Genomic DNA, 22,467 nt, shown 5'->3' with positions numbered 1-22,467 from the left:
GGCAGCGTCTCGAACAGGTGCGTCATCCACGGGTCGACGTCCTCGAGTCGGTCGCGGTCGCCGTGTCTGGCGTCGATCGGGTTCTCGTAGCCGGAGCCCAGGACGAGCGCGTCGTCCCCGACGGCGATCGGTCCCGCGGACGTTTCGTCGTCGGTGCCGTCGGCGACGGCGTAGCCGCCGTACTCATCGGCGACCTCGTACCGGTCCGACTCCGCGAGTTGCGTCTCGAGTGCGTCGGCGTCGAACTGGCCGAGGACGACCTGCGTCGTCCCCTGGCTGACGAGCGCATCGACCTGGTCCGGATAGACGTCGAGCACCTCGATGACGGGAGAGTTGACGTCCTCTGCGGGCGGCAGGTCCGCCGTGTAGTCGAACCGGCCGTTGCTCTCGTTGCCGTCGTCGAACAGCCACTTGCGAAACTCCCGCGCAGTCGACCAGTCGACCGCGACGCCCGGATCGGGCATCTGCTCCCGGCGAGCCTCGATGTCCCCCGCCGGGACGCCGTTGACCCGTTCGGTCGAGTCCTCCGTTCCGTCGTCGCCGTTCTCGTTCGAATTCCCGTTCCCGCCGTCGTCGTCGCTGCTCCCGAGACAGCCGGCGAGGCCGACGCCGGCGGCGACGACCACTCCGCGCCGCGTCGTGGTCCACTCAGTCATGGTTTCGAGAACATCAAAGCTATTGAAAAGTACACGGTGGTTTATCAGTTTTCGAAGGCGGACGAAAGTCGCACCCGTTAGGCGTTCGCGCGCCAGAGTTCGAAATTGAGGACCGCCGCGAAGGAGACCCAGAGGAGATACGGCGCGAGCAGCGCCGCGGCGCGGCGATCGACCCGTCGAAACGCGACGATCGTCGCGGCGACGAGCGTCCAGAGGGTGAGAATGATCCCGAGAGCGAGCAGTGGCGCCTCGAGCGCGAAGAACGCGGGCGTCCAGGCGACGTTGCACGCCATCTGGAGGACGAACAGGCCGAGCGCGAACCGCCGGCCGGCGCTCTCGCTGCGCCAGATCAGCCACAACGCGATACCGAGCAGCGTAAACAGCGCCGTCCAGACGATCGGAAACGCGACCGACGGCGGATAGAACCACGGCTTCTCGAGGCGTTGGAACCAGTCGGTGTCCGGTGACGAGAGGAGCCCCGGGAGACCGCCGACGACGTTCACCAGCAGTACGAATCCGACGGCGCGGAGCAGCGGCCTGCGGTCGGGGAGCCGACGGGCGAAGCGAGCGAGCGCGGCGGCCATGGGGGACGTAGGCCGCGAATACGGATAGCAGTATTGCAGCTACGTCGCGGGCCGACGCGCCGGTCAGTGTCGCGTCGTCTGTTCTCGAGCCGATTCCATGAATGTCGCGTGGACGTCCGTCGTCGCCTCGTCGACCCGCTCCCGGCACCGCTCGTAGGTGCCGTCCGATTGCATCACCCATCGGTTTCGGGTGTCCTGGAGGAGCGTTTCGAGGATTTCGTCGAGCCGGGACTGGAGGCGCGGATCCTCGATCGGGGTGACCGCCTCGACGCGGTTGTCGAGGTTCCGGGTCATCCAGTCAGCCGAGCCGGTGTAGTAGCAGTCCTCGTCGCCCGCCCGGAAGTAGAAGATCCGCGAGTGCTCGAGGAACCGGCCGACGACGCTGTGGACGGCGATGTTCTCGCTGACGTCCTCGAGTCCGGGCCGGAGCCGACAGATGTCGCGAACGACGAGGTCGATGTCGACGCCGGCCATCGACGCGCGGTAGAGTTCGCGGACGAGCTGTGGATCCTCTAACCGGTTCATCTTGGCGACGATGCGGGCGTCCTCGCCGTCGCGGGCGCGCTGGGCGACCGTCCGAACGAGGTCGACGAACCGCTCGCGCATGTTTCCGGGAGCGACGAGCAGTTTGCGGTAGTCGCGGTGCATCGAGTGGCCCGTGAAGTAGTTGAACACGCGCACGAGGTCCTGTCCGATGTCGGGGTCGGCGGTCAGCAGGCCGAGATCCTCGTACTGCTTGGCCGTCTCGGAGTGGTAGTTGCCGGTGCCGATGTGGGAGTACAGCTGGACGCCGTCCTCTTCCTCCCGGACGACCAGCGAGGTCTTCGTGTGGGTCTTGTAGCCGATCGTCCCGTAGGCGACGTGGATCCCCGCCTCCTCGAGTTTCTTCGCCCACTCGAGGTTGTTCTCCTCGTCGAAGCGGGCCTTCAGCTCGACCATAACCGCGACCTGTTTCCCGTTGCGGGCGGCCTCGATGAGCGTCTCGATGATCTTCGAGTCGCTGGCCGTGCGGTAGATCGCCGCCTTGATCGCCAGCACGTCAGGATCGTTGGCCGCCTCTTCTAAGAACCGCTGGACGGTGTCCTCGAATGCGTGGTAGGGGTGGTGGACGAGGACGTCGCGGTCGCGGATCACGTCGAAGATGGGGCGGCCGTCCTCGCGGGTGCCAAGCCGCGGGTGCGGCTGGGGCGTCCAGTCGGGCAACTGCAGTTCCGGCCGGTCGAGGGCGGCCAGTTCGAAGAAGTCCCGGTAGTCGAGCGGGCCGTCGAGGTGGAACACCTCGCGCTCGTCGAGTTCGAGTTCGCGCCTGAGGATCTCGAGGATCTTCTCGGGGGCGTCGCGTTCGATCTCGAGGCGGACGACGGTGGCGAACCGGCGCTCCTCCAGAACCTCCTCGATCATCTCGATGAGGTCCTCGGCGACCTCTTCGTCGCGGCGGACCTCGGCGTTTCGCGTCACCCGGAACAGGGCCGTGTCGACCACTTCGACGTCCGGAAACAGCAGGTCGAGGTTCGCTCGGACGATGTCCTCGAGGAGCACGTAGCGGTCGTCCTCGCCGAGCTGGACGAACCGGACCTGGTTGCGCGGGATCTTCACCCGCGAAAAGGTGAGATCGGCGCCGGGTCGTTCGCGGGTCAGGACGCCGAGGGAAAGGCTCTGGTTCGAGATGAACGGGAAGGGGTGGGCCGGATCGAACGTCAGCGGCGTCAGGGTCGGCAGGACCGAACTCTCGAAGTAGTTCCGAACCTCTCGTTGCTCGGCGGTCGAGAGCTCGTCGTAATCGACGATGTGGATCCCTTCCTCGTCGAGGGCGGGTCGGATCTCCTCCCGGTAGCAGCGACCCTGGCGCTCGAGCAGCGAGCGGGCCTCGTCCAGGACCTCGCGCCACTGCTCGCGGGGCGTGCGGCCGTCGGGCGTCTCCTCGGTGATGCCCGCGGCGATCTGCTGTTTGAGCCCCCCGACGCGTTTGCGGATGAACTCGTCGACGTTGGTCGTGAAGATCGCGAGGAATTTCACCCGCTCGAGTAGCGGGTTCTTCTCGTCCATGGCCTCGTGGAGGACGCGACGCTGGAATTCGAGGACGCTGTGTTCGCGGTTGAGGTAGTAGCGCGGATCCGAGAGGTCGACGGACTCGGCCCGGGCGCCGCCCGCTCCCGAGGCCACGTCGGTCGCCGCCGCGGCGTCCGCGACGGTCGCCTCGTCGACCGACAGCGTGTCGGCGGGAACGGCGTTGGTCGGCGCGGAGTCGTCGGTGGCGGACCCGGTCCCGTCGCCGGGGTCAGCGGCGGGCGCGTCGTCGGCATCCCCGCCGTACGCGAGCGCCGCGTCGTCATCGGCTTCCTCTTCGGCCGTCGCGTCGGCGTCGTCCGCCGACGAACCGCCGTCGCTCATCGCTCGAGCGGTCGGCACGTCGTCGTCTCGGTTCGTGCGGTTCGTGCGGTTCGATCGTTCGGTCGGTCGATTCCACTGCTTCGCTCGGTCGGATTCGGACGTGTCATCCCCCTTCATCCCAATCTCACTCCGCAGGTTCGGCGAACTTCTCGTCCGGGCGCGGCTGGTGCTCGGGCGTCGAGACGCTCACGAACCGCTCGCCGCGGAGGTCGTAGGCCGTGAGCCGACCGCCGTAGACACAGCCCGTATCGAGGCCGACGGCCCACTCGCGTTCGACGGGCTCGTCGAGCACGGTGTGGCCGAAAAAGACCCGCAGCGGGCCCGCGTACTCGTCGAACCAGAACGGGCCGTCGTAGCCGTCGCCGTTCGGACTCCGCATCGTCAGCAGGTCTCGATCCGAGTGCTCCGAGAGCGACCGCGCGGGATCGACGCCGCCGTGGACGACGAGGTGGTCGTCCCACGAGATGGCGGTCGGTAGCGACTCGAGGTACCGGTAATCGGCCGGTTCGAGCGCCTCGAGGTCGGCCTCGTCGTCGAGGAATTTCTGCTCGTTGTTCCCCCGGACCGACCGCAGCCGCGGCGAGTCCCGAACCCGCTCGAGGACCGCCTTGCTCTCCGGCCCCTTCCGGACCAGATCGCCGACGAACACGCCGAGGTCGTTCGGGCCGAACTCGAGCGTCGAGAGCAGTCGCTCGAGGGAGTCGAGACAGCCGTGGACGTCGCCGATCACGTAGACGTCGTCGTAGGAGTCGGCGTCGAGACGCTGATGGTCGAACGATACCTCGTCGTCGGCAACTGATGGAGCAATCGTCACGAGTTTCCTACCAAAAGCTTCGAAAAATCAGAGATAAGACGTTATATTTTGCATATGTTGCAGTACGTACCAGTATATAGTCCATCATATCCGGTCACAGAAAGAATCCGAGTCAACTTCCGGACTGGGAAGGGCCGGCGGGCGTTCCGGAGTACGTACTCCGACGGCGAGAGAGAACGGTTGAAACGGCGCTCGAAACGGCCGAAGCGGGCCCACCCAACGGATTCGCGTCGGGTCGCCAACCTGACCGGCGACCAACTCGGTACTCTCCCCAGTGGAACGGCGAGCGCGATCGGTAGCGAAACCGGCCGCAGCGACCCGCGGATTTCGAACGCGGACTCCGAAAATACGTTTTCGAACGTACAGCTATTACCCAAAGTATTAAATATATATTAGTCAGTATACTTTGACGACTCATGGGAGGGGAACTCAAGATTCGAGTTAACGAGGAACGGATGCCGCCGCCGGTCGAGGGGCTCGACGCCGAGGACGGCGTGTGGCGACTCTCGCTCGAGCCACATCGCGACCTGCTGGTCGATATCGCGGGCGTCGAGCCGACGGACGAGCTCACGCGCCGCGAACTGGAGACCGTTCGGGCGCGACTCGAGGGGTACGTCGAACGGGAGAAACGAACTACGACCGAGGACGTCGATCCGACGGACGAACGGGAACCGACTCGAGAATCGGCGGGCGATCGGCTTCGACGCCTGCTGTCACGGCTCCTCGGGATCGTCCCGCTCGTTGAGGCGGTCCGCGCCCGGGAATCGAGCGACCGGCGGGGCCGAACGGACGGATCGTATTCGGTACAGCGAGTTCGGCGACTCGCGCAGGTGTTCCGAGCGGCGATCGCCACGCGTCGAGCCGATATCTCGTGTAGCAGTCCCTCAATACCGATTGAAACGACCTCGAAGGATACCTCGTCGGTCGACGCGGTCGCGGACTGAACCGCTCGCGCAGTATCGCCACGAGGGAGCGGTCGAGATGACCCCGCGGGACGATCTCCGCGGCCGGAGCGAGAACGGAACTCCGGCGCGGCACCCGCACCGTGTCGGGGCGTCCACTCGAGGCGTCGCCGACCACGACGGGCGGTCGCTGGACCGCACGATGGATAAATTCCAATATACTTATAAATATTTTAACTACTATATAGTGACAATATTAATGGTCCTCCTGTGTTCGAGGTGACTCCATGAGTTCGCTCGCCGTCGCGAAGAAGGACTTCCGCGACGCCGTCCGCTCGAGAGAGTTGTGGGCGTTGATCGGGTTGTTCGTGTTGTTTCTGGGCGGTACGACGCTGTTAGACGTGACCAGAGACATCAGCATCGCCGACGACCTTCCGGTTACGGTAGTGCTTTCCTCGGTCTCCGTGACGATGTTCCTCGCCCCCGCAGCGGCGCTGCTGGTGAGCACCAAATCGATTGCCCGTGAGCGGTCACTGGGAACCAGTATCGTCCTCCTCGCCCCGATCACTCGCGTCTCGAGGTCTACGTCGGGAAGCTCCTGGCCCGGCTGGCCGTCTTCACGACGGCGGTCCTCGTCGGCTATCTGCCGGTACTAGTGCTACTGTTCGTCGGCGTCGACGGTTTCGGTCCGTTTCCGTTCGCGAGCGTGCTAGTCGCGACGTTGTGCGTTGGCGTCATCTACGTCGTCATCGGCCACAGCGTGTCGGCGATGACGGAATCAGAAACGACCGCGAGCACCGGCGGATTTGCCGCCTTCTTCCTCATGTACATTCGGGACCTGCTGTTTTCCGCGATCAACAAGCGGTTCCGCCTCGTCGACGGTTACGCCGAGGCGTTCGTCTTGCGCTTCCAACTCCGGGCCGTCAGCGAGGACATCGTTAACGCGGTCAGATCGCTCGGTGACGGCGACGTCGACGGCGCCTCAGTGGGCCGTCAGTAACGGCGGCGATATCCTGATCTGTCTCGAACACTGGTTCGGGGTCGTCGTACTCGTACTCTCGCTCGGACTCCCGTTGACGGTTGGCTACTGGCGGTTCAGCCGCACCGAACTGTGATGGGGCTCGTTCGTCGGGATACTGTCGCGAATAGTGCGCTCGAGGGAACCAGCGACGTCTCGATAGTCACGTGGATATCGTCACTTCGCGGGCCAGTTGCCTGTCGTCTCGACGACAACGGTCGCCCGACGAGACGCCCAGAGATCAGTCGTTCGGGCCGTCATTGCCCTTTATCGCCGTCTCAGTGGAATCGTCCTCGGAATCGTCCTCGAGCAGTCGGTCCTGAAGTCTGCCGCCGACCGACGCGTCGACGTCGGGCAGCGGGACACCGGGGAGGAACGGCATCGACGCGACGTCGAGGCGGACCGACACGAGGTTGACGCGTCGCTGGAACGGGCTCTGCGAGACGGTGAGGTTCTGGACGGTGTCAGTCGGGACGACGTACGTTCGACGCGTCCAGAAGCCGCGCCGGACGACGACGTAGTCCTCAAGCAGAGCGTAGCCGCGATGGCTCCACGTCACGTGGCCCGCGAGCGGCGTGAGCGCGAGCAGGAGGGCGAAGAGCGGAAGGGGAATCACTCGAGTCGACGGGACGAATCGCTGGGCGATCACTGTCCCAACGGCCAGAGCGACGACCCCGAGCGCGTACCTGACGACGTATCGCCGACGCGCACGGTCGGGGAGGGATTGAAGCCGGACCGCCGATCGATCGACCCCGACCGCCCGCTCGACGAGGCCCCACGCGACGTCGCGCCGAGCGAGCGGTGCCAACGGCCACTTCAGCCCGAACGGAGCGGGGTCGGAGAGTCCGGCGGTGCCGATATCGGTCTGTGCCAGCCCCAGCGCCCGATGGATCGGATTTGATCGAACGCGAGCGATCTGGATCCGATCGCTCGAGACGTCCGCGTCGGTCGTCCGGAAGAGACCGTGCTGTCGCCGGAACGAGCCCTCGCCGGCGGAGAGGCGGAATCGGGCCGTGTGTTCGATCGCAAGGACGACGCCGGCGACCCAGCCGGCGAGGGCGACGAGCCCCAGCACGACCACCGGCGACAGCGGCAAGAGATCCTCGAGGACCTCGATAGCGGTCGATCGCAGGTCCGTTATCGGGTCCGGGTCGAAATAGTGCGCTCCGATCCACGCCAGTACGGCCAGCAGCACTGTCTTGGGATGGGCTCGAGCCACGCCGTACAGCGCGAGTTCCCGCGGTCGAAGCGTGAAGACGCGACGGCGGTCCGGCGGCTCGGCGGACGTCACATCGACGTCTGCGGTCGACTGGATTCGCCGCTGGAGGTCCTCGGCGTCGGCCCGCTCGAGGTACCGCACCGAGAGGTCGGACTCGTCGGGGTTGCCGGCGGTCTCGCACTCGAGGGCGGCGAGCCCGAACGGGCGGCTCACCGTCGTCGTCGAGACCGTCGACTGCTGTATCCGAGAGAAGGGGATCGTTCGGCGTTTGGGACGGAGAATTCCGGAACGAACGACGAGCGACTCCTCCTCGAGGGTGAGTTCGTAGTGCCACCACTCGACGGCCTGAATGACGAGGTTGAAGCCTCCCAAGCAGACGGCGATCAGCACCAGCGTCACCATCCCCGAGACGACCGCGTCGATTCCGGACGCCGATCCGTCGCCGAGCACCGTCAGCATCACCGCGAGCAGCGCGACCGTCGTGACGTCGACGTTCTCGAGCGCTCTGACCGGAACGGAGCGGAGATCCGGCTTCAAACTCGTGGGCGAACTCATACGTCGGACTCACCTCTGGCGAGGCGGTCGAGTCGATCCGCGAGATCGGTGGCGGCCTCCGACTCGAGTCCAGGGATCGCGACCCGCCCGCCGAACGTTCCCGCGGTGTAGAGCCGGACGGAGACGAGGCCGAACGGCCTCGAGAGGAGCGGTTCGTCGACGTCGACCTGCTGGATGCTCGCGGCGGGCACGACCGTCTCGTTGACGGTGACCAGCCCGCGGCGCACGTAGACGCCGTCGTCGGTGACCGCGTATCGGAACCGGCGGTAGCGGACGACTGCCAGCAGGATGCCGACGACGGGACTCGCCGCCGCGACGGCGAGGAGGGGCCGCTCGAGGGGCGAGTCCGAGAGGACGACCGTCCCGACGACCGCCGCGGCGACGCCGACCAGCAGCCACTTGATCGCCCAGACGATCCGTATGCGGGAGTGTACTCGGTTCGTCGGCGATTCGGCGGGGGACCGACTCGAGGGCTCAGTCATCTCATAGAGGGTCCGCACGTCGTGTAGTTAAAAACACATGATCTGGATGACTCGACAGCGAGACTCGAGCGGCGACCGTGTGTGACGATGCAGTTCTCTCAGGCCGTCCATCGACGGCCTCGAGTTCACTCGACAGCAACGACACAGTGAGTCTTCCCGCCCTCGATCGATGGGTTTCGATAACTCCAGCGACGACGGTGCTTCAGTGTCGTTGAGCAGGCCGACCGCGAACGTCCGACCGGCGACCGAGTTACGATTCCCGCTGGAACCTCGAGAGCGCCTCGAGTCGGTCGGTCGTCGGCGGGTGCGTGCCGAAGAACCGTCGCTCGAGCCGGCGGAGTCGCTTTCGGAGCCACCAGTACGACGGCTCGGTGTCGCCTTCGGGACCGAGCATAACCGTTTCGGGGTCCGCCGGCTCCAGCGGCAGGATCGAGAGCGAAGAGACGGCCGACGCGTCCCGGAGGTCGCGCTCGGGCGTCTCGGAAATTTCCCGGTCCAAACGGGAGAGCGCGCTGGCGAGGGCGGCGGGAGAGCCGGTCACCTCCGCGGCGGCCCGGTCCGCGGCGCGTTCCCTGGCTCTGGAGAGGTGGGCCGTGAGCAGTCGTCCGACGAGCCACACGGCGTTCGCCAAAAACAGGAGGAACACGGCTGCGACGATTCCGGGGTGGTCGATCCGTGCGAGTCGCGATCGCAATCCGGCCGCGAGAACGACGGGGAGGGAAACGACCGTCATCACCATCGCGTCTCGGTTTTTGACGTGTGCCAGTTCGTGGGCGATCACCGCTTCGAGTTCGTCCGGCCGCTCGAGCGTCTCGATCGTTCCGCGTGAAAGCACCAGACGGACGTTCGTCGGCCGGAAGCCGACGGCCAACGCCTCGGGCGCGTCGCGCTCCGAGACGGCGATCGTCGGCGGTGGCACGTCTAATTGCGCAGCGACGCGAGTCGCTGTTTGGTACAACTCCGGGGCCATCTCGCGATCGACCGGACGCGCGTCGGAGAGTCGCTCGATCGTCTCGAGGTATCCGTACTCGAGATAACCGATCGCGACGACAATTGCGGCCGTGATACCGGCGGCGATCAAAGCGGGATGCGTGCTCCCGATCAGGAAGAAGGCGCCGTAACACATCGCCCACACGCCGACGAAGAGTGCGACCGCGACGAGCAGCAAGCCGACGATCGAAGCGACCATCCGTACTTGTAATCTGCGTACCGTGGAGGGCATAATCGATATCTCGAGACGGTTTGTCAAAAGGGCAGTGGTGATGGATTACTAACTAGTGTGGGCGTGACGCGAGTTCATCGGGAACGACCGGGTTCACTTTCACCGCGCTTTCTCAACGCTTAACCGCGGGCGCGTCGAATCGCCGGCAATGGCAGCACAGGACGAGGAACCGCCCTCGATCGAGCATCCGCTTCTCGAGCCCGACTTTCTAGAACGACGACTCTACCAGCTAAAGCTCGCGGGGACGGCCGCGAACCATCACACGCTCGTCTGTCTCCCAACGGGGCTGGGGAAGACGACGGTGAGCCTGCTCGTCACCGCGCGCCGCCTCGAGGAGGTCGGCGGGAAGTCGCTGATGCTCGCGCCGACGAAACCCCTCGTCCAGCAACACGCCGATTTCTACCGCGAGGCGCTGCAGATCCCCGACGGGGAGATCGTCGTGTTTACGGGCGACGTCAGCCCCGACGATCGCGCCGCGATGTGGGAGGAGGCGACGGTCGTGATGGCGACCCCGCAGGTGATCGAGAACGACCTCGTCGGCAGTCGGATCTCGCTTTCCGACGTGACCCACATCACCTTCGACGAGTGCCACCGCGCGACCGGCGACTACGCCTACAACTACATCGCCGAGCGCTACCACGCCGACGCGCAGGACCCGCTGGTGACTGGCATGTCGGCCTCGCCCGGCGGCGACGAGGAGGCCATCCTCGAGGTCTGTGAAAACCTCGGCCTCCGGGAGGTCGAGGTGATGACCGAGGAGGACGCCGACGTCGACGAGTTCACCCACGACACCGACGTCGAGTGGGAACGCATCGACCTCCCCGAGGAGGTCATCGAGATCCGAGACGGACTGAACGAGGTCATCAAGGAGCGCCTCGAGAAGCTGAAGGAACTGGGCGTCGCGTCCTCGACCCAGCCCGACCAGTCCCAGAAGGACCTGAACCGGATGCGCGCCGAACTCCAGAAACTGATCAACAACGATCAGTCGGAGGGGTTCGAGGGGATGTCCATCCACGCGGAAATCATGAAGCTCCGGCAGGCCGTGACGCTCGTCGAAACCCAGAGCGTCGAGGCCGTCTGTCGGTACTTCGACCGCCAGCGCAACCAGGCCCGCTCGTCGGGCGCCTCGAAGGCCAGCCAGCGGCTGGTCTCTGATCCGCGCGTCCGCGAGGCCATGCGCAAGGCAGAGAGCTTCGATCAGCTCCATCCCAAGTACCGCAAGACTCGGATGCTGCTCGCCGAGACGCTCGGCCTCGAGGGCGGCGAGCGCGTCATCGTCTTCACCGAGTCCCGAGACACCGCGGAAGCGTTGACTGACTTTCTCTCCGAGAGCTTCGACGCCAAGCGGTTCGTCGGCCAAGGCGACCGCGAGGGGAGCGACGGGATGACCCAGAAAGAGCAGCAGGACGTGCTCGACCAGTTCCGCGGCGGCGAGTTCGAGGTGCTCGTCTCCACCTCAGTCGCCGAGGAGGGACTGGACGTGCCGGAGGTCGACCTCGTGCTCTTCTACGAACCCGTCCCCACCGCAATCCGTTCGATCCAGCGCAAGGGCCGAACCGGCCGCCAGTCCGAGGGTCGAGTCGTCGTCCTGATGGCCGAGGACACCCGCGACGAGGCCTACTTCTGGATCTCGCGGCGCCGCGAGAAGGAGATGGAGTCGGAGCTGCGCGACCTGAAGGGGGTCGCCGACGACCTCGAGGAGGAGTTAGACGACTCCCAGCAGGCGCTGACGGATTTCGACGACGACGCTCCGGAAAGCGAAGTGAAAGTGGACGGTCGCAGCGAAAACCCCGACGCCGTCGGCGATTCTTCCAGTGGAAGCGGGGGGGTTTCGTCACAGCCCGGTCTCCGGGAGTTCGCGGGCGACGACGGAGCCGAAGACGATGTCGACGGGGACAATGGGAGCGACGACGCTGCGGAAGGCGAGGTCGAAACCCACGAACCCCACGCCGAGGGCGACGCGATCGAGGTCGTCGCGGACCAACGCGAGATGGACGCCAACATCGCGCGGGACCTCTCGAGACGCGAGGAGATCGAGGTCCGCCTCGAGACGCTCGACGTCGGCGACTACGTCTGTTCGGACCGGGTCGTCGTCGAGCGCAAGTCCGTCGCGGACTTCGTCGACTCGCTGGTCGGCGGCGACCGGTCGGTCTTCGAGCAGGTCGGCGCGATGGCCCGCCACTACTCCCGGCCGATCGTGATCGTCGAGGGCGACGGCCTCTACGAACAGCGGGACGTCCACCCGAACGCGGTTCGGGGCGCGCTCTCGAGTCTGGCCGTCGACTTCGGCGCGAGCGTCCTCCGGACGGAGGGCGAAGGGGAGACGACCGAGCTGCTGGCGGTGATCGCCGGCCGCGAGCAGGAGACCGCCGACCGGGAGGTGTCGGTCCACGGCGAGAAGCAGTCCAAGACGCTCGCCGAACAGCAGGAGTACGTCGTCTCCTCGATCGCCGAGATCGGCCCCGTGACGGCGCGATCGCTACTCGAGGAGTTCGGCACCGTCGAGGCGGTGATGATCGCGACGGAAGACGAGCTACAGGAAGCCGACGGCGTCGGGGCGGTGACCGCCGAGCGGATCCGGGAAGTGATCGGAAGCGAGTACACGGGATAGTCAGTTGGCCGTCGGGGGAAAGCGCTCGCGTCGGCCTCGACTCAGTCGCTCGCGTCGGACGCGATACCCTCGTCGCGCTCGCCGGGAGCGGTGACGCGATCGTCGCCCTCCGCGCGGGCGACGATCCGTTCGGCCGCGTAGACGCTCCCGACGCCGAGGACGATGCCGGCCACGACGTCGAGCAACCAGTGGATCCCCAGGTACATCGTCGAGAAGACGACGCTGGCGGCCACGAACGACGAGATGGGGAGCCAGCGGGGGTACTCCCGGCGCGACCGCCAGGCGAACAGCAAGACGACGACCGCCAGCGACGTGTGCAGCGACGGGAACACGTCCGTATTCGCCGAGACCGCCGCCGTCATGTCCTGAGTCTGTGGATAGAAGCTGTACATGAGCCCGTCGACGGTCGACAGGTGGTTGCGCGGGCCGTACGCGATGAACAGCGTGTAACAGATCGCGCCGATCAGGTAGTTGAACACGTACGCGATGAGCAACTCCTTGAGGTGGCGCTGGGAGGACAGCGCGAAGTAGAGGATCGGCGCGGTCACCAAGAGGAACGGGAAGCCGAACATGTACATGACCGAGAAGAACTCGAGCGTGGCCTCCGGGACGATATCCTGGAGGTGCGCGACGAACTCGCCTTCGACGGCGTAGAGTTCGGCGGTGATGTCCCAGTCGATCGCTTTCGAGAGCTTCACGCTCTGTTCGTGGGTCCCCCGCTTCGCCAGGAAGAACAGCGCCGCGACGCCGAGATACGGGGCGATCGACCGGAGTCGGCGGTCGTATTCGTCGACGGTTCGGCGGACCTGCCGCCGCTCGAGACAGAGACAACACGTCATCGTCAGTCCAGCCAGGACGGCGAGGCTGGTCAGGAGGAGCATATTTGCCAGTGCCATGTTCGTATCGGCCTCGTTATTCTAGCTATCCTATAGCTTTGGCGTATTTATATCTATTTACTCGAGCGAAGTATAAACTCGCGGTCACTCGAGGGGAGACGACGGTTCGAAAATCCGTTTATCGCCGCCTTTCGTCGGTATCGGCGGAGAAACCGTAGATATCGATGCTGTCACGACCGTCGCCGGCGCGGGGACGTCGCGTCTCACCCGCTCGGGCGGATCACCCCTCGTAGCCGGCGTACTCCATGAGATCCGCGAAGACGTCGGTGTTCATCGCGTCGCGGTAGACGATGCCGTTGACCATCCCGCCGGGGTAGGAGGTGCCGTTCATGGCGTGGTTGACCTTGTGACAGTGCATGAGGTAGATGCCGGGATCGGCGTCGGCCTCGAACTCGATGGTGTGGCGTTCGGCTGGCGCGACGTTGGTGATGTCCTGTTCGTACTGGGCGGCTTCGGGAATCTGGCCGCCGTCCTTCTCGACGAGGCGGTACCGGTGGTTGTGCGTGTGCATCGGGTGGGACATGTAGCCCGCGTTGACCATGTGAAGGCGGACGGTGTCGCCGCGGTCGACGATGATGGGCGACCCCTCCTCCGGATGGAGCGTCCGCGGGAGGCTCTTTCCGTTGATCGTGAACACGTCGGGGTTTCGCTGGCGCGGACTGTAGTCGACGTTCTCGCCGGCCATCTGCCGGTTGACCCGCGAGTCCCAGTCCTTGAGGGTGAAGAAGTACTCCTTGTCGGCGGGCTCGTACCCCTTCGGATCGACGCGGAAGATCCCGTACATCCCCATGTCGATGTGGCGGTGGGTCTGGTAGTGGCAGTGATAGAAGTGCGTCCCGGGGACGTTCGCCGGAATCGTGTAGGTGTGTTTCTCGCCGGAATCGACGCGGATTCCGGTCGTAGTCGGGACGCCGTCGTTCTCCCACGTCTTCCGCACGCCGTGGAAGTGCAGGGTGTGGGGATGGCCGGCGTCCGTGTTGTCCAGCGTGACTTCCATATCGTTCCCCTCCGTCGTCCGAAGGATCGGCCCGGGAACGCTCGGCTCGCCGTCGTCGGCCTGAAACGCCCAGACCTGCGGGAGTTCGATCGGTCCCCCCATCGAATCCATCGGGTGGACGGGGTGGCGGGCCGTCACCGAACGCAGCGTCACACTCCCGCCCTGCTCGTCGACCTGGACGACTTCGGGCGCGCTCGTCTGCGGGAGGTCGGACGGCGCGTCCTCCTCGTCGCTGCTCGAGTCCGACGACTCGGGATCCGCCCCCTGCCCGCGGCTCATACAGCCGGCGAGGGCCGCCGCGCCGCCGGTGGCGATCATCAGTTCGCGTCGCGAGAGTCCGGATCCGGGTGCGCCGATACGATCGTTCATAGACAGTTGTCCCTATGAAGCGCCGTCGTATAACGGGGCGAGCCCGTTCTTACCGGGCGGGAAGTCCCGAGAACACGTTCCCCGAAACAGTTATAGGAGAGAGCACTCGCGACCGCGACTCGCCGTCTGTTCGACTACGGCGAACCGACTCGAGCGATTGGAAGGACGGAAAACGGTATCGAGCGACCCGACGGCCGACAGCACCGATGATGGAGACGCCGTCCGTTCGAACGGCGCGCCGCGGGAAGAGCGTCGGTCAGCGCAGCGTCTCGAGGGTCTCGGCGGCCTCGCGGGCGGCCTCGAGACACTCCTTCGCGCAGCGGGGGTCGTCCGTCGCCGCGGCGTTCCCGGCGAACTTCTCGAGGGCCGCGACGAGCGAGTCGCGGGCGGCCTCGAGGTCGCCGTCGGTGGACCGAGCGGCCCCGCCGGTACCGGCGCCGTCGATCGATCGCCGGTCGTCGGCGGGCGATCGGGCGGAGCGCTCGCGGTCGGCGTCGGTCGGGCGCGTCGACGCCGAGCGGGCGGTCGACGGCTGCCGATCGCCCGCGGCGGTGGCGGTCGGTTGCTCTTCGTTCGCGGCCCCCGGCTCGGCCGCCGCGTTCTCGTCGGTCGCCGGACTCGAGTCAACCGTCTCGGTCGCGTCGGCACTCCCCGCCTGCTGGCCGCGCTGTCGGTCCTGACGCGGGGCCGGGGCGTCCGTTTCGGACGTCTCGACCGTCTCGGAACCGCCGGCCGCCGGGCTCGAGTCCTGACGGCTCGGCTCGCGGTCGGCGGCCGTCCCGTCGGCCGCCTCGTCGGCAGCTTCCTCGGCCGACTGAGCCTCGAGTTGCGTCCCCTCGACGGCGTCGGGGTTGCCGTGACAGCTCGGGCAGAAGGTGGTGCCGTCCATCTGGAACAGGGGATCGCCGCAGGTGCCGCAGTGGGCGTTAGTCATCGTCGCGCCCTTGAGCAGCAGATCGCTCATGCGCTGGGTGGCCTGTCGCTCCTCCTGGTCGCGCTCGTACTTCTCCCGGAGTTTCTCGCGCTCGGCTTCCTTGTCGAAGTCGCTCATGGTCGTCTAGAGACGATGGAACGTCGAAAAAGCTGCGAAGGCTGCCCCGGGCTCAGGCGCGGTCCTCGAGTGCCGCCTCGACCGCGTCGACGGCCGCTTCGGGGGTTTCGACGGTCTCGAGCTCGACGTCGATCTCGGAGACGTCGTGGGTCTCGAGGCCGACGACGGGTCGGTCGTAGATGCCCGCGAAGCCGATCTCCGAGAGGGTCCCGACGCCGCCGGTGAGCGCGATCACCGCGTCGCCGTTCATGGGGACGAGCGCGTTTCGGGCGTGGCCGAGCCCCGTCGCGATCGGGACGTCGACATAGTCATTGGCCTGTGCGGTGCGGTCGCTCGGAAGGATTCCGATCGTCGTGGCGCCCTCAGCTTTCGCGCCGCGACAGACGGCTTCCATCGTTCCGCCGCGGCCGCCGCAGACGACCGTGTGGCCGCGGGCCCCGAGTTCCCGCCCGACGGCTTCCGCGCGGGCCGCCTGTTCGTCCGTGATCGCCCCGCCGCCGATGACGCTGACGCGCATACCCGACCGACGGCGGGCATCGGCAATGATCGATTCGGTTCCTCCTCGGCGGTCGCGTTCGTTGCCGCGCTCGTCGGCCTCGAGACGAGGCGCTCGAGGGGCGACACCGTGAATGGCTCGAGGCCGTCGGTCGACGAACGTCGGATTCGAACCCGGTAAAGGCGCAGGATGTGCTGGTTCGTGTAATTCGCTGGGGCGCAACGGAATGAGTGCGGTGGCAGTCGACAATCGTCGAAATACAACTCGTTGAACCGGGTAACGAAGCCGTTTCCGACGGATTTAACGCGTAGCGTGGTAGAGAGTTACGTGGTATGACGAAAGTTAGCGTAGTCGGAGCGGCCGGCACGGTCGGGGCCGCTGCGGCGTACAACATCGCGCTTCGGGACATCGCCGACGAGCTCGTTCTGGTGGACATTCCGGACAAGGAAGACGACACGATCGGGCAGGCCGCCGACGTCAACCACGGCGCGGCCTACGATTCGAACACGACGATCCGGCAGGGCGGCTACGAGGACACCGCCGGCTCGGACGTCGTCGTCATCACCGCGGGCATCCCGCGCCAGCCGGGCCAGACCCGGATCGATCTGGCCGGCGACAACGCGCCGATCATGGAGGACATCGGCTCCTCGATCGCCGAGCACAACGACGACTTCATCACCGTCACCACGTCGAACCCCGTCGACCTGCTCAACCGCCACCTCTACGAGACGGGCGACCGCGCCCGCGAGAAGGTGATCGGCTTCGGCGGTCGGCTCGACTCCGCCCGCTTCCGCTACGTGATCTCCCAGCGCTTCGACGCGCCGGTCCAGAACGTCGAGGCGACGATCCTCGGCGAGCACGGCGACGCCCAGGTCCCCGTCTTCTCCAAGGTGCGAGTCGACGGACAGGACCCCGAGTTCGACGAGGACGAGAAGGACGACCTGCTCGAGGAGCTCCAGACCTCGGCGATGAACGTCATCGAGAAGAAGGGCGCGACCCAGTGGGGTCCGGCGACCGGCGTCGGCCACACGGTCGAGGCCATCGTCCGCGACACCGGCGAGGTGCTCCCCTGCAGCGTCAAACTCGAGGGCGAGTACGGCCACGAGGACGCCGCCTTCGGCGTCCCCGTCAAGCTCGGCTCGGACGGCGTCGAGGAGATCGTCGAGTGGGACCTCACCGAGTACGAGCGCAACCAGCTCGGCGAGGCCGCCGAGAAGCTCTCCGAGCAGTACGACAAGATCTCGTAATCGCGGTCGACAGCCGAGTTACTCCGTTTTCCGCTTATTTCGTCGCCGAACGCGGACCTCGAGCGGACCCGGGTCGAGCGTGACGCCGACCGAGGGATCGAGCGCGTCGGTGACGCGGTCGAACGCGACGCGCCGAGCGACGGTCGCCAGCGCCAGCTTCAGTTCGGTCATCGCAAAGCGCATCCCGAGACAGTGGCGCGGTCCGCCGCCGAAAGGGAAGTAGGCGTACTCGGGGCGGTCCGGGTCGGACTCGATGGAGCGGCCCTCGGGTCCGTCTCCGCCTTCGTCCATGTATCCGGTTCTATCCTCGTTCGCGAGCCAGCGCTCGGGCCGGAACGCCGCGGGGTCGTCCCACCAGCGATCGTCCCGCTGGATGCCGTACGTCGAGAGTTGGAGCGTCGTCCCGGCCGGAATCCGACGGCCGGCCAGCGTCGTCGCCGCCTGCGGTTCCCGGTAGACGCCGACGACGGGCGGATAGAGCCGCATCGCTTCCCTGGCGATCGCCTCGGTGTACGTCAGTTCCTCGAGGTCCGCGACCGTCGGATCGACGCCATCGCAGACGGCCGCGAGTTCGCGCTCGAGTTCCTCACGAACCGTCGAATCGCCGGCGAGCAGCCAGCACGCGAACGTCAGTGCCGTCGCCGTCGTCTCGTGACCGGCGAACAGGAAGGTGACGAGTTGGTCCCGGACTTCGGCGGGAGAGAGGCGCGCGCCGTCGGGATACTCGGCGCGGGCGAGCAGCGAGAGGAGGTCCTCACCCGCCGCGTCCGTCCCGCGGCGTCGGGCGATCAGGTCGGTCACGAGCGATTCCAGATCGGCCATCGCGGCCTCGTACTCGCGTTCGGTCGGCGTCGGAAGCCACGCGGGTAGTACCGACTGGACGGCGTGCTGTTCGGGCGACGCGTACGCGGAAATCGCCTCGGTCGCCTGTCTGACGGTCGCGGCACGGTCGTCTCCGAACTCGAGGTCGAACAACGTCCGCGTGAGCACGCGGAGCGTGTAGTGCGAGAGGGCCCGTCGGAGGTTGACCGTTTCACCGTCGTCCCACCGATCCGCGAGCGCTCCGGCTTCCACGACCATCCCCGTCGCGTACGACTGGATTCGGGCCGGCGTGAACGAGGACTGCAGTAACTGGCGCTGACGGCGCCACTGCTCGCCCTCGGTAAAGGCCACGCCGTCGGGCGCGATGAGTTCCCCGAACCCGGTTTCGAACTCGCCTTTCGCGAACTCGTCGGCGCGCGACACCAGTACCGTCTCGACGGCGTCGGGATCGAACACGAGCGCGAAGTCGGTCCCGAAAGCGTCGTAGCCGACGACGTCGCCGTGCTCGCGGGCCGATTCGACGAAGCCGAGCGGATCGCGACCGATCGACAGCGTACTCCCGAGCAGCGGCAACCCCTCGACTCTCGGGAGGCCGCCGGTCGCCGGTCGCTCGGTCCCGTCCGTCGCACCGTCGCGTCGACCCGAACGCGTCTCGGACATATACGATCGAAGGCGGGGCGATAACGTCGTCGTTCGCCCGAAGCAGTGAACTTCTTTATGTGTCCGATGCGAAACGACGGCTCGTGCAATCGGCCGACCTGACGGTTCGGCTGCCCGAGCGGATGCAGCTCCCCGTTCCGAGTTCGCGGGACGACCTCGATGTCCACCGCGAGGAGGTGCTCTCGTGGCGCGTCGATCCCGAGACCGAGCGCGTTCGGTTCCTCTCGGTGTTCGTTGGCGATCGCGAGGAGATTCGCGAGACGGCCCGCGGACTGGCGGTCGTCCACCGGTTCGAGACCACGCCGATCGACGACGACGCGTTCTACGGCTACGCCGAGATGGACCTCCGGGCGGCCGACGCGAACCTGATGGGCGCGTTCGACGAGGCGGGCGTCGTGATCGTCCCACCGATGGTCTACACCGGGCCGGGAACCGTCCGCGTCACCGTTCTCGGCGAACCGGCGGTGCTAGCGGGGCTGCTCGAGCGGTTTCCCGAGGGCGTCGGCGTGACCGTCGAGCGCGTGAGCGCTCACCGACGGCGCAGCGAGACGCTGGCGGGCCGGCTGACGGCGCGGCAGTTCGAGGCGATGGAGACGGCCCGCGAACTGGGCTACTTCGACGTTCCGCGAACGGGGTCGCTGGCCGAGGTCGCCGCCGAACTGGATTGTTCGGAGAGCGCGGCGTCGACGCTGCTCCGGACGGTCGAGTCGGAACTGGTCGACGCGGCGCTGGGGGAGTGAGAGCGAACCGGCGTCACGCAGCCGCAGAGTAGACGGTCACTCGACGCGCTGCCAGACGTACCACGCCTCGTCGCGGGGTTCCTGCCCGCGAGTCCACCACTGTGCTTCCCAGACGACGCCGTCGTGGCTCACCCGGTCGCCTGCGGTGTAGATCTCGTCGGGAGTCCACGCGGGGACGTCGCGATCACCGCCATCGCCGTTGTCTCCGTCACTGCCGTCTCCATCGCCGTTATCTCCGTCGCCGCCGTCTCCGTCGTCGACCGTCGACCCGTCACCGCTCGAGTACGTCCGCCCGTTGATCGCGACGTCGAGGGTGTTGAACGTGACGTCGCCGCTCGTCCCGGACCAGTACTCGTTGCCGACTTCGATGCCGCTGAGCAGGAGGTCGTCGCTCACGCCGCCGATTTCGGTCTCGACGTAGGACATGATGGCCGTGAGGTCGACCGTGCCCGAAGTGGTGGGATCGGCGAGTCGGAAGATGTGGAAGTCCGCGTCGGTGCCGCCTGAGTCGTAGCTTATCCAGTGGTCGATGACGTTCCCGTGAGCGTCCTCGATAGCCCCCGGCGCGACCGGATCGCCGTGGCTGTGTTCGTCGCCCCAGTCTAAGACCAGCATGATCTCGTGGGTGTGCGGGCCGTCCGGGTTCGGTTCGCCGTCCATGAGCCACCACTCCTCGGCGAGGTTCCAGTTCTCGCCGTCGATGGCGACGTCGACGTCGAACGTCAACTCGAGTTCGTCGACGTCGCCGCGGGGGACGGGGAACGCGTCGACGCCGCTTTCGGTCCCCCACGGCTTGGTGCCGAGGAGTACCTCGGGATAGTTGGGGTCGCCTCCGGCCGTTCTGGTCGCCCACTCGTAGCCGTAGGTCCCGTCGTCCGCGGCCCAGATGCACATATCGACGTCGGCGCCCCACTCGTTGTTGATGAGCAGGAAGTCGCCGCCGCCGACGTCGAGGGTATCGGACGAGCCACACGCCTCGGTGACCGCGTCCTGGGCGGCGACGCTCGAAGCGCCGAGTGTCGTCGCCGCGAGCGCGCCGGCCCCGAGTTGCAGGAAGCGTCGGCGGGAGTTTCGGACGGGAATCCGGGCGCCCGTCGTCTCGATGTTGCGGTTCGTCTCGTCGGTCTCGTCGATCTCTCGTGTCATAGATTTCTCCGCACGCCATCGCCGTCGAACCCGGTCAACGACCGTACGTCTCGACGCCCGTCGAGCGGGGTTCGATCGGCGACGGCGCATATTAATACAATAAAAATAGACAAAATATTAGTTCCGGAATATAGTATCTGTAGTCGAAACGCGCTCGACTGACGACGGAGCATGCGTGGTACGGTCGCTCGAGCGATCTCCGGGTCGACTCGTCGACGATCGGTGACGATCGCGTGCGGCGAGAGCGAGCGGTTGACGATTCGAAACGGTGACTCGAGATCGGTGCGAACGGAAGGAGGGCTATCAACGCGAGTGGCGCTCGTCGGACGCGGCCGTCAGGGGATCAACTGCTCGCCGTCGTCGTCGTAGATCTTGATCGCGTCGACGGGACACGTGCGAGCGGCGAACTTCGCGTCCAGTTCCGACCCCTCGGGGACCTCGCGGACGAAGATTCCGTCCTCGACCTCCTCAGAGTCGTTCAGGACCGCTTTCCCCTTCGACGTGTCCTTCTCGAACTCGCTCCACTCGGCGACGCACTGGTACATCCCGATACAGACGTCCTCGTCGAATTCGACCTTCATGCGTGGAAGTTGGATCGATCGTCGTAAATCGGTAGCGGTCGGGAAATGCGTTTAGTGTTATCATGGAATAAATGTCACCAAAACATTACTATCGGTCGGATCGTCCACTGGAACATGGATCGAGAGCGCACCCGACCGGCGGGGGATCGCGACGAGATGCGGGCGGTGGCCGATCCGCTCGGCCGAGCGATGCTCGCACACCACCGCGACGAACCGGGAGAACTCGTTTATCGCGACGGCGCCGCAACCCAGGACGGCAACGTCGAGTCGTTCTACTTCTCGTCCAGCGAGTCCTGGGACCGGACGACGATCGAGGTCCTCGAGCGCCTGTCCGACCACGAGCCGATCCTCGACGTGGGCTGTGGCGCGGGGAACCACCTCCTGTGGTGGGCCGACCGCGGCGTCCGGGCCGTCGGCGTCGACGCGAGTCCGAACGCGGTGCTGACGGCCCGCCAACGGGGCTTCGAGGCCACGCTCGTCGGCGACATGTTCTCCCTACCGGTGCCGACGGGCGCGTTCGGAGCCGTCCACGCCGTCGGCACGCAGTTGGGGCTGGGCGGCTCGCTGGCCGGGATTCGCGAGTTACTTCGGGAGTTCGCCCGCGTCACGGCCGACGAGGCGACGGCCGTCGTCGACAACTACGATCCGACCCGGCTGGACGAGTGCTTCGGCTACCGGTCGGATCCCCGCGAGGGAATCGCCCACCGGTGTTTTCACCTCGAGTTCGAGCGCAATGGAGCCGACGGCAAGCGGTACCGCGAGATCGGACGGACGCTCCACTTCCTGCTGTGCTCGCCCGCTCGACTCCGCGAGGCGACCGCCGAAACGCCGTGGCGCGTCCGCGACGTGCTCCGGGTCGACGGTGACGCTCGTTACCGTGCGGTACTGGAAGAGGCGTCCATCGAGAGCACGTGATCGTCCCACGTGAGCGAGTAACCGGAACCGCGCCCATCGCACGGCTCCGGAACTTCCCTCGAGCCAACGCTTTTCCAGTGGGTCGTGGAACGA

General features: G+C 66.4%; 20 protein-coding genes. 7 read left to right on the top strand and 13 right to left on the bottom strand.

The features are described 5' to 3' along the window. Window positions 1-733 precede the first annotated feature (733 nt). The 3 genes from C477_RS04895 to C477_RS04885 all read right to left on the bottom strand — a co-directional run bounded on the left by C477_RS04895 (window position 734) and on the right by C477_RS04885 (window position 4,445). Complete coding sequence (locus C477_RS04895) at window positions 734-1,240, bottom strand: TspO/MBR family protein (RefSeq protein ID WP_008893338.1); 507 nt, start codon at window positions 1,238-1,240, stop codon at window positions 734-736. Between the two features lie 63 nt (window positions 1,241-1,303). Next, the gene (ppk1, locus tag C477_RS04890; RefSeq protein WP_008893337.1) at window positions 1,304-3,748 is read right to left on the bottom strand and encodes a polyphosphate kinase 1; all 2,445 of its coding nucleotides are present in this window, start codon (window positions 3,746-3,748) and stop codon (window positions 1,304-1,306) included. A 7-nt stretch (window positions 3,749-3,755) separates the two neighbouring features. Next, entirely contained in the window at window positions 3,756-4,445 is a 690-nt protein-coding gene (locus C477_RS04885) for a metallophosphoesterase family protein (protein WP_049914285.1), read from the bottom strand. Between the two features lie 416 nt (window positions 4,446-4,861). Between C477_RS04885 and C477_RS04880 the strand changes: the two genes are divergently transcribed. The 3 genes from C477_RS04880 (at window position 4,862) to C477_RS04870 (ending at window position 6,347) form a co-directional block, all read left to right on the top strand. Then, a complete protein-coding gene (locus tag C477_RS04880; RefSeq protein ID WP_008893335.1) occupies window positions 4,862-5,389 on the top strand; it encodes a hypothetical protein in 528 nt (175 codons plus the stop codon). A 245-nt stretch (window positions 5,390-5,634) separates the two neighbouring features. Next, window positions 5,635-6,003, top strand: a complete 369-nt coding sequence (locus C477_RS04875; protein ID WP_008893334.1) for an ABC transporter permease — start codon at window positions 5,635-5,637, stop codon at window positions 6,001-6,003. Then, a complete protein-coding gene (locus C477_RS04870) occupies window positions 5,946-6,347 on the top strand; it encodes a hypothetical protein (protein ID WP_083870246.1) in 402 nt (133 codons plus the stop codon). Before C477_RS04875 ends, C477_RS04870 begins: the two co-directional genes overlap by 58 nt. 259 nt (window positions 6,348-6,606) lie before the next feature. Here the strand turns inward: C477_RS04870 and C477_RS04865 are convergent, their stop codons facing one another. The 3 genes from C477_RS04865 to C477_RS04855 all read right to left on the bottom strand — a co-directional run bounded on the left by C477_RS04865 (window position 6,607) and on the right by C477_RS04855 (window position 9,810). After that, a complete protein-coding gene (locus tag C477_RS04865) occupies window positions 6,607-8,139 on the bottom strand; it encodes a PH domain-containing protein (protein WP_008893332.1) in 1,533 nt (510 codons plus the stop codon). Next, a complete protein-coding gene (locus tag C477_RS04860) occupies window positions 8,136-8,621 on the bottom strand; it encodes a PH domain-containing protein (protein WP_008893331.1) in 486 nt (161 codons plus the stop codon). Before C477_RS04860 ends, C477_RS04865 begins: the two co-directional genes overlap by 4 nt. Window positions 8,622-8,871: 250 nt before the next feature. Further along, on the bottom strand, window positions 8,872-9,810 hold the full coding sequence (locus C477_RS04855) for a M48 family metalloprotease (RefSeq protein ID WP_008893330.1): 939 nt from the start codon (window positions 9,808-9,810) through the stop codon (window positions 8,872-8,874). Window positions 9,811-9,991: 181 nt separating this feature from the next. Between C477_RS04855 and C477_RS04850 the strand changes: the two genes are divergently transcribed. Then, window positions 9,992-12,454, top strand: coding sequence for a DEAD/DEAH box helicase (locus C477_RS04850; protein ID WP_008893329.1), 2,463 nt, complete (start codon window positions 9,992-9,994; stop codon window positions 12,452-12,454). Window positions 12,455-12,495: 41 nt separating this feature from the next. Here C477_RS04850 and C477_RS04845 read toward each other — a convergent pair whose 3' ends face one another. From C477_RS04845 to C477_RS04830, 4 genes are all read right to left on the bottom strand, one after another. Beyond that, complete coding sequence (locus C477_RS04845; protein WP_049914281.1) at window positions 12,496-13,350, bottom strand: phosphatase PAP2 family protein; 855 nt, start codon at window positions 13,348-13,350, stop codon at window positions 12,496-12,498. 220 nt (window positions 13,351-13,570) lie between these two features. Next, complete coding sequence (locus tag C477_RS04840) at window positions 13,571-14,716, bottom strand: multicopper oxidase domain-containing protein (RefSeq protein WP_008893327.1); 1,146 nt, start codon at window positions 14,714-14,716, stop codon at window positions 13,571-13,573. Between the two features lie 256 nt (window positions 14,717-14,972). Beyond that, window positions 14,973-15,767, bottom strand: coding sequence for an Sjogren's syndrome/scleroderma autoantigen 1 family protein (locus C477_RS04835; RefSeq protein WP_008893326.1), 795 nt, complete (start codon window positions 15,765-15,767; stop codon window positions 14,973-14,975). A 52-nt stretch (window positions 15,768-15,819) separates the two neighbouring features. Continuing rightward, a complete protein-coding gene (locus tag C477_RS04830) occupies window positions 15,820-16,284 on the bottom strand; it encodes a TIGR00725 family protein (RefSeq protein WP_008893325.1) in 465 nt (154 codons plus the stop codon). A gap of 311 nt (window positions 16,285-16,595) precedes the next feature. Here C477_RS04830 and mdh point away from each other — a divergent pair, with 311 nt between their 5' ends. Continuing rightward, window positions 16,596-17,510: a malate dehydrogenase gene (mdh, locus tag C477_RS04825; protein ID WP_008893324.1), complete on the top strand. Its 915-nt coding sequence runs from the start codon at window positions 16,596-16,598 to the stop codon at window positions 17,508-17,510. Between the two features lie 18 nt (window positions 17,511-17,528). Here mdh and C477_RS04820 read toward each other — a convergent pair whose 3' ends face one another. Continuing rightward, window positions 17,529-18,992 carry a cytochrome P450 gene (locus tag C477_RS04820; RefSeq protein WP_008893323.1) on the bottom strand — a complete coding sequence of 488 codons (1,464 nt, stop codon included), beginning with the start codon at window positions 18,990-18,992 and terminating at the stop codon, window positions 17,529-17,531. 83 nt (window positions 18,993-19,075) lie between these two features. On the opposite strand from C477_RS04820, the gene C477_RS04815 reads away from it, so the two are divergent. After that, window positions 19,076-19,732 (top strand): helix-turn-helix domain-containing protein, encoded by a 657-nt coding sequence (locus tag C477_RS04815; protein ID WP_049914279.1) that lies wholly within the window; start codon window positions 19,076-19,078, stop codon window positions 19,730-19,732. Between the two features lie 36 nt (window positions 19,733-19,768). On the opposite strand, the gene C477_RS04810 is transcribed toward C477_RS04815, so the two are convergent. Next, a complete protein-coding gene (locus C477_RS04810; protein WP_008893321.1) occupies window positions 19,769-20,878 on the bottom strand; it encodes a carbohydrate-binding protein in 1,110 nt (369 codons plus the stop codon). A 335-nt stretch (window positions 20,879-21,213) separates the two neighbouring features. Further along, window positions 21,214-21,459 carry a ferredoxin gene (locus C477_RS04805; RefSeq protein ID WP_008893320.1) on the bottom strand — a complete coding sequence of 82 codons (246 nt, stop codon included), beginning with the start codon at window positions 21,457-21,459 and terminating at the stop codon, window positions 21,214-21,216. Window positions 21,460-21,573: 114 nt separating this feature from the next. Between C477_RS04805 and C477_RS04800 the strand changes: the two genes are divergently transcribed. Further along, entirely contained in the window at window positions 21,574-22,374 is an 801-nt protein-coding gene (locus C477_RS04800) for a class I SAM-dependent methyltransferase (RefSeq protein ID WP_008893319.1), read from the top strand. Window positions 22,375-22,467 lie beyond the last annotated feature (93 nt).

Source organism: Haloterrigena salina JCM 13891 (assembly GCF_000337495.1).
In the GTDB taxonomy this organism is placed as follows: domain Archaea; phylum Halobacteriota; class Halobacteria; order Halobacteriales; family Natrialbaceae; genus Haloterrigena; species Haloterrigena salina.
This window is presented reverse-complemented; position numbering and strand designations above follow the sequence as displayed.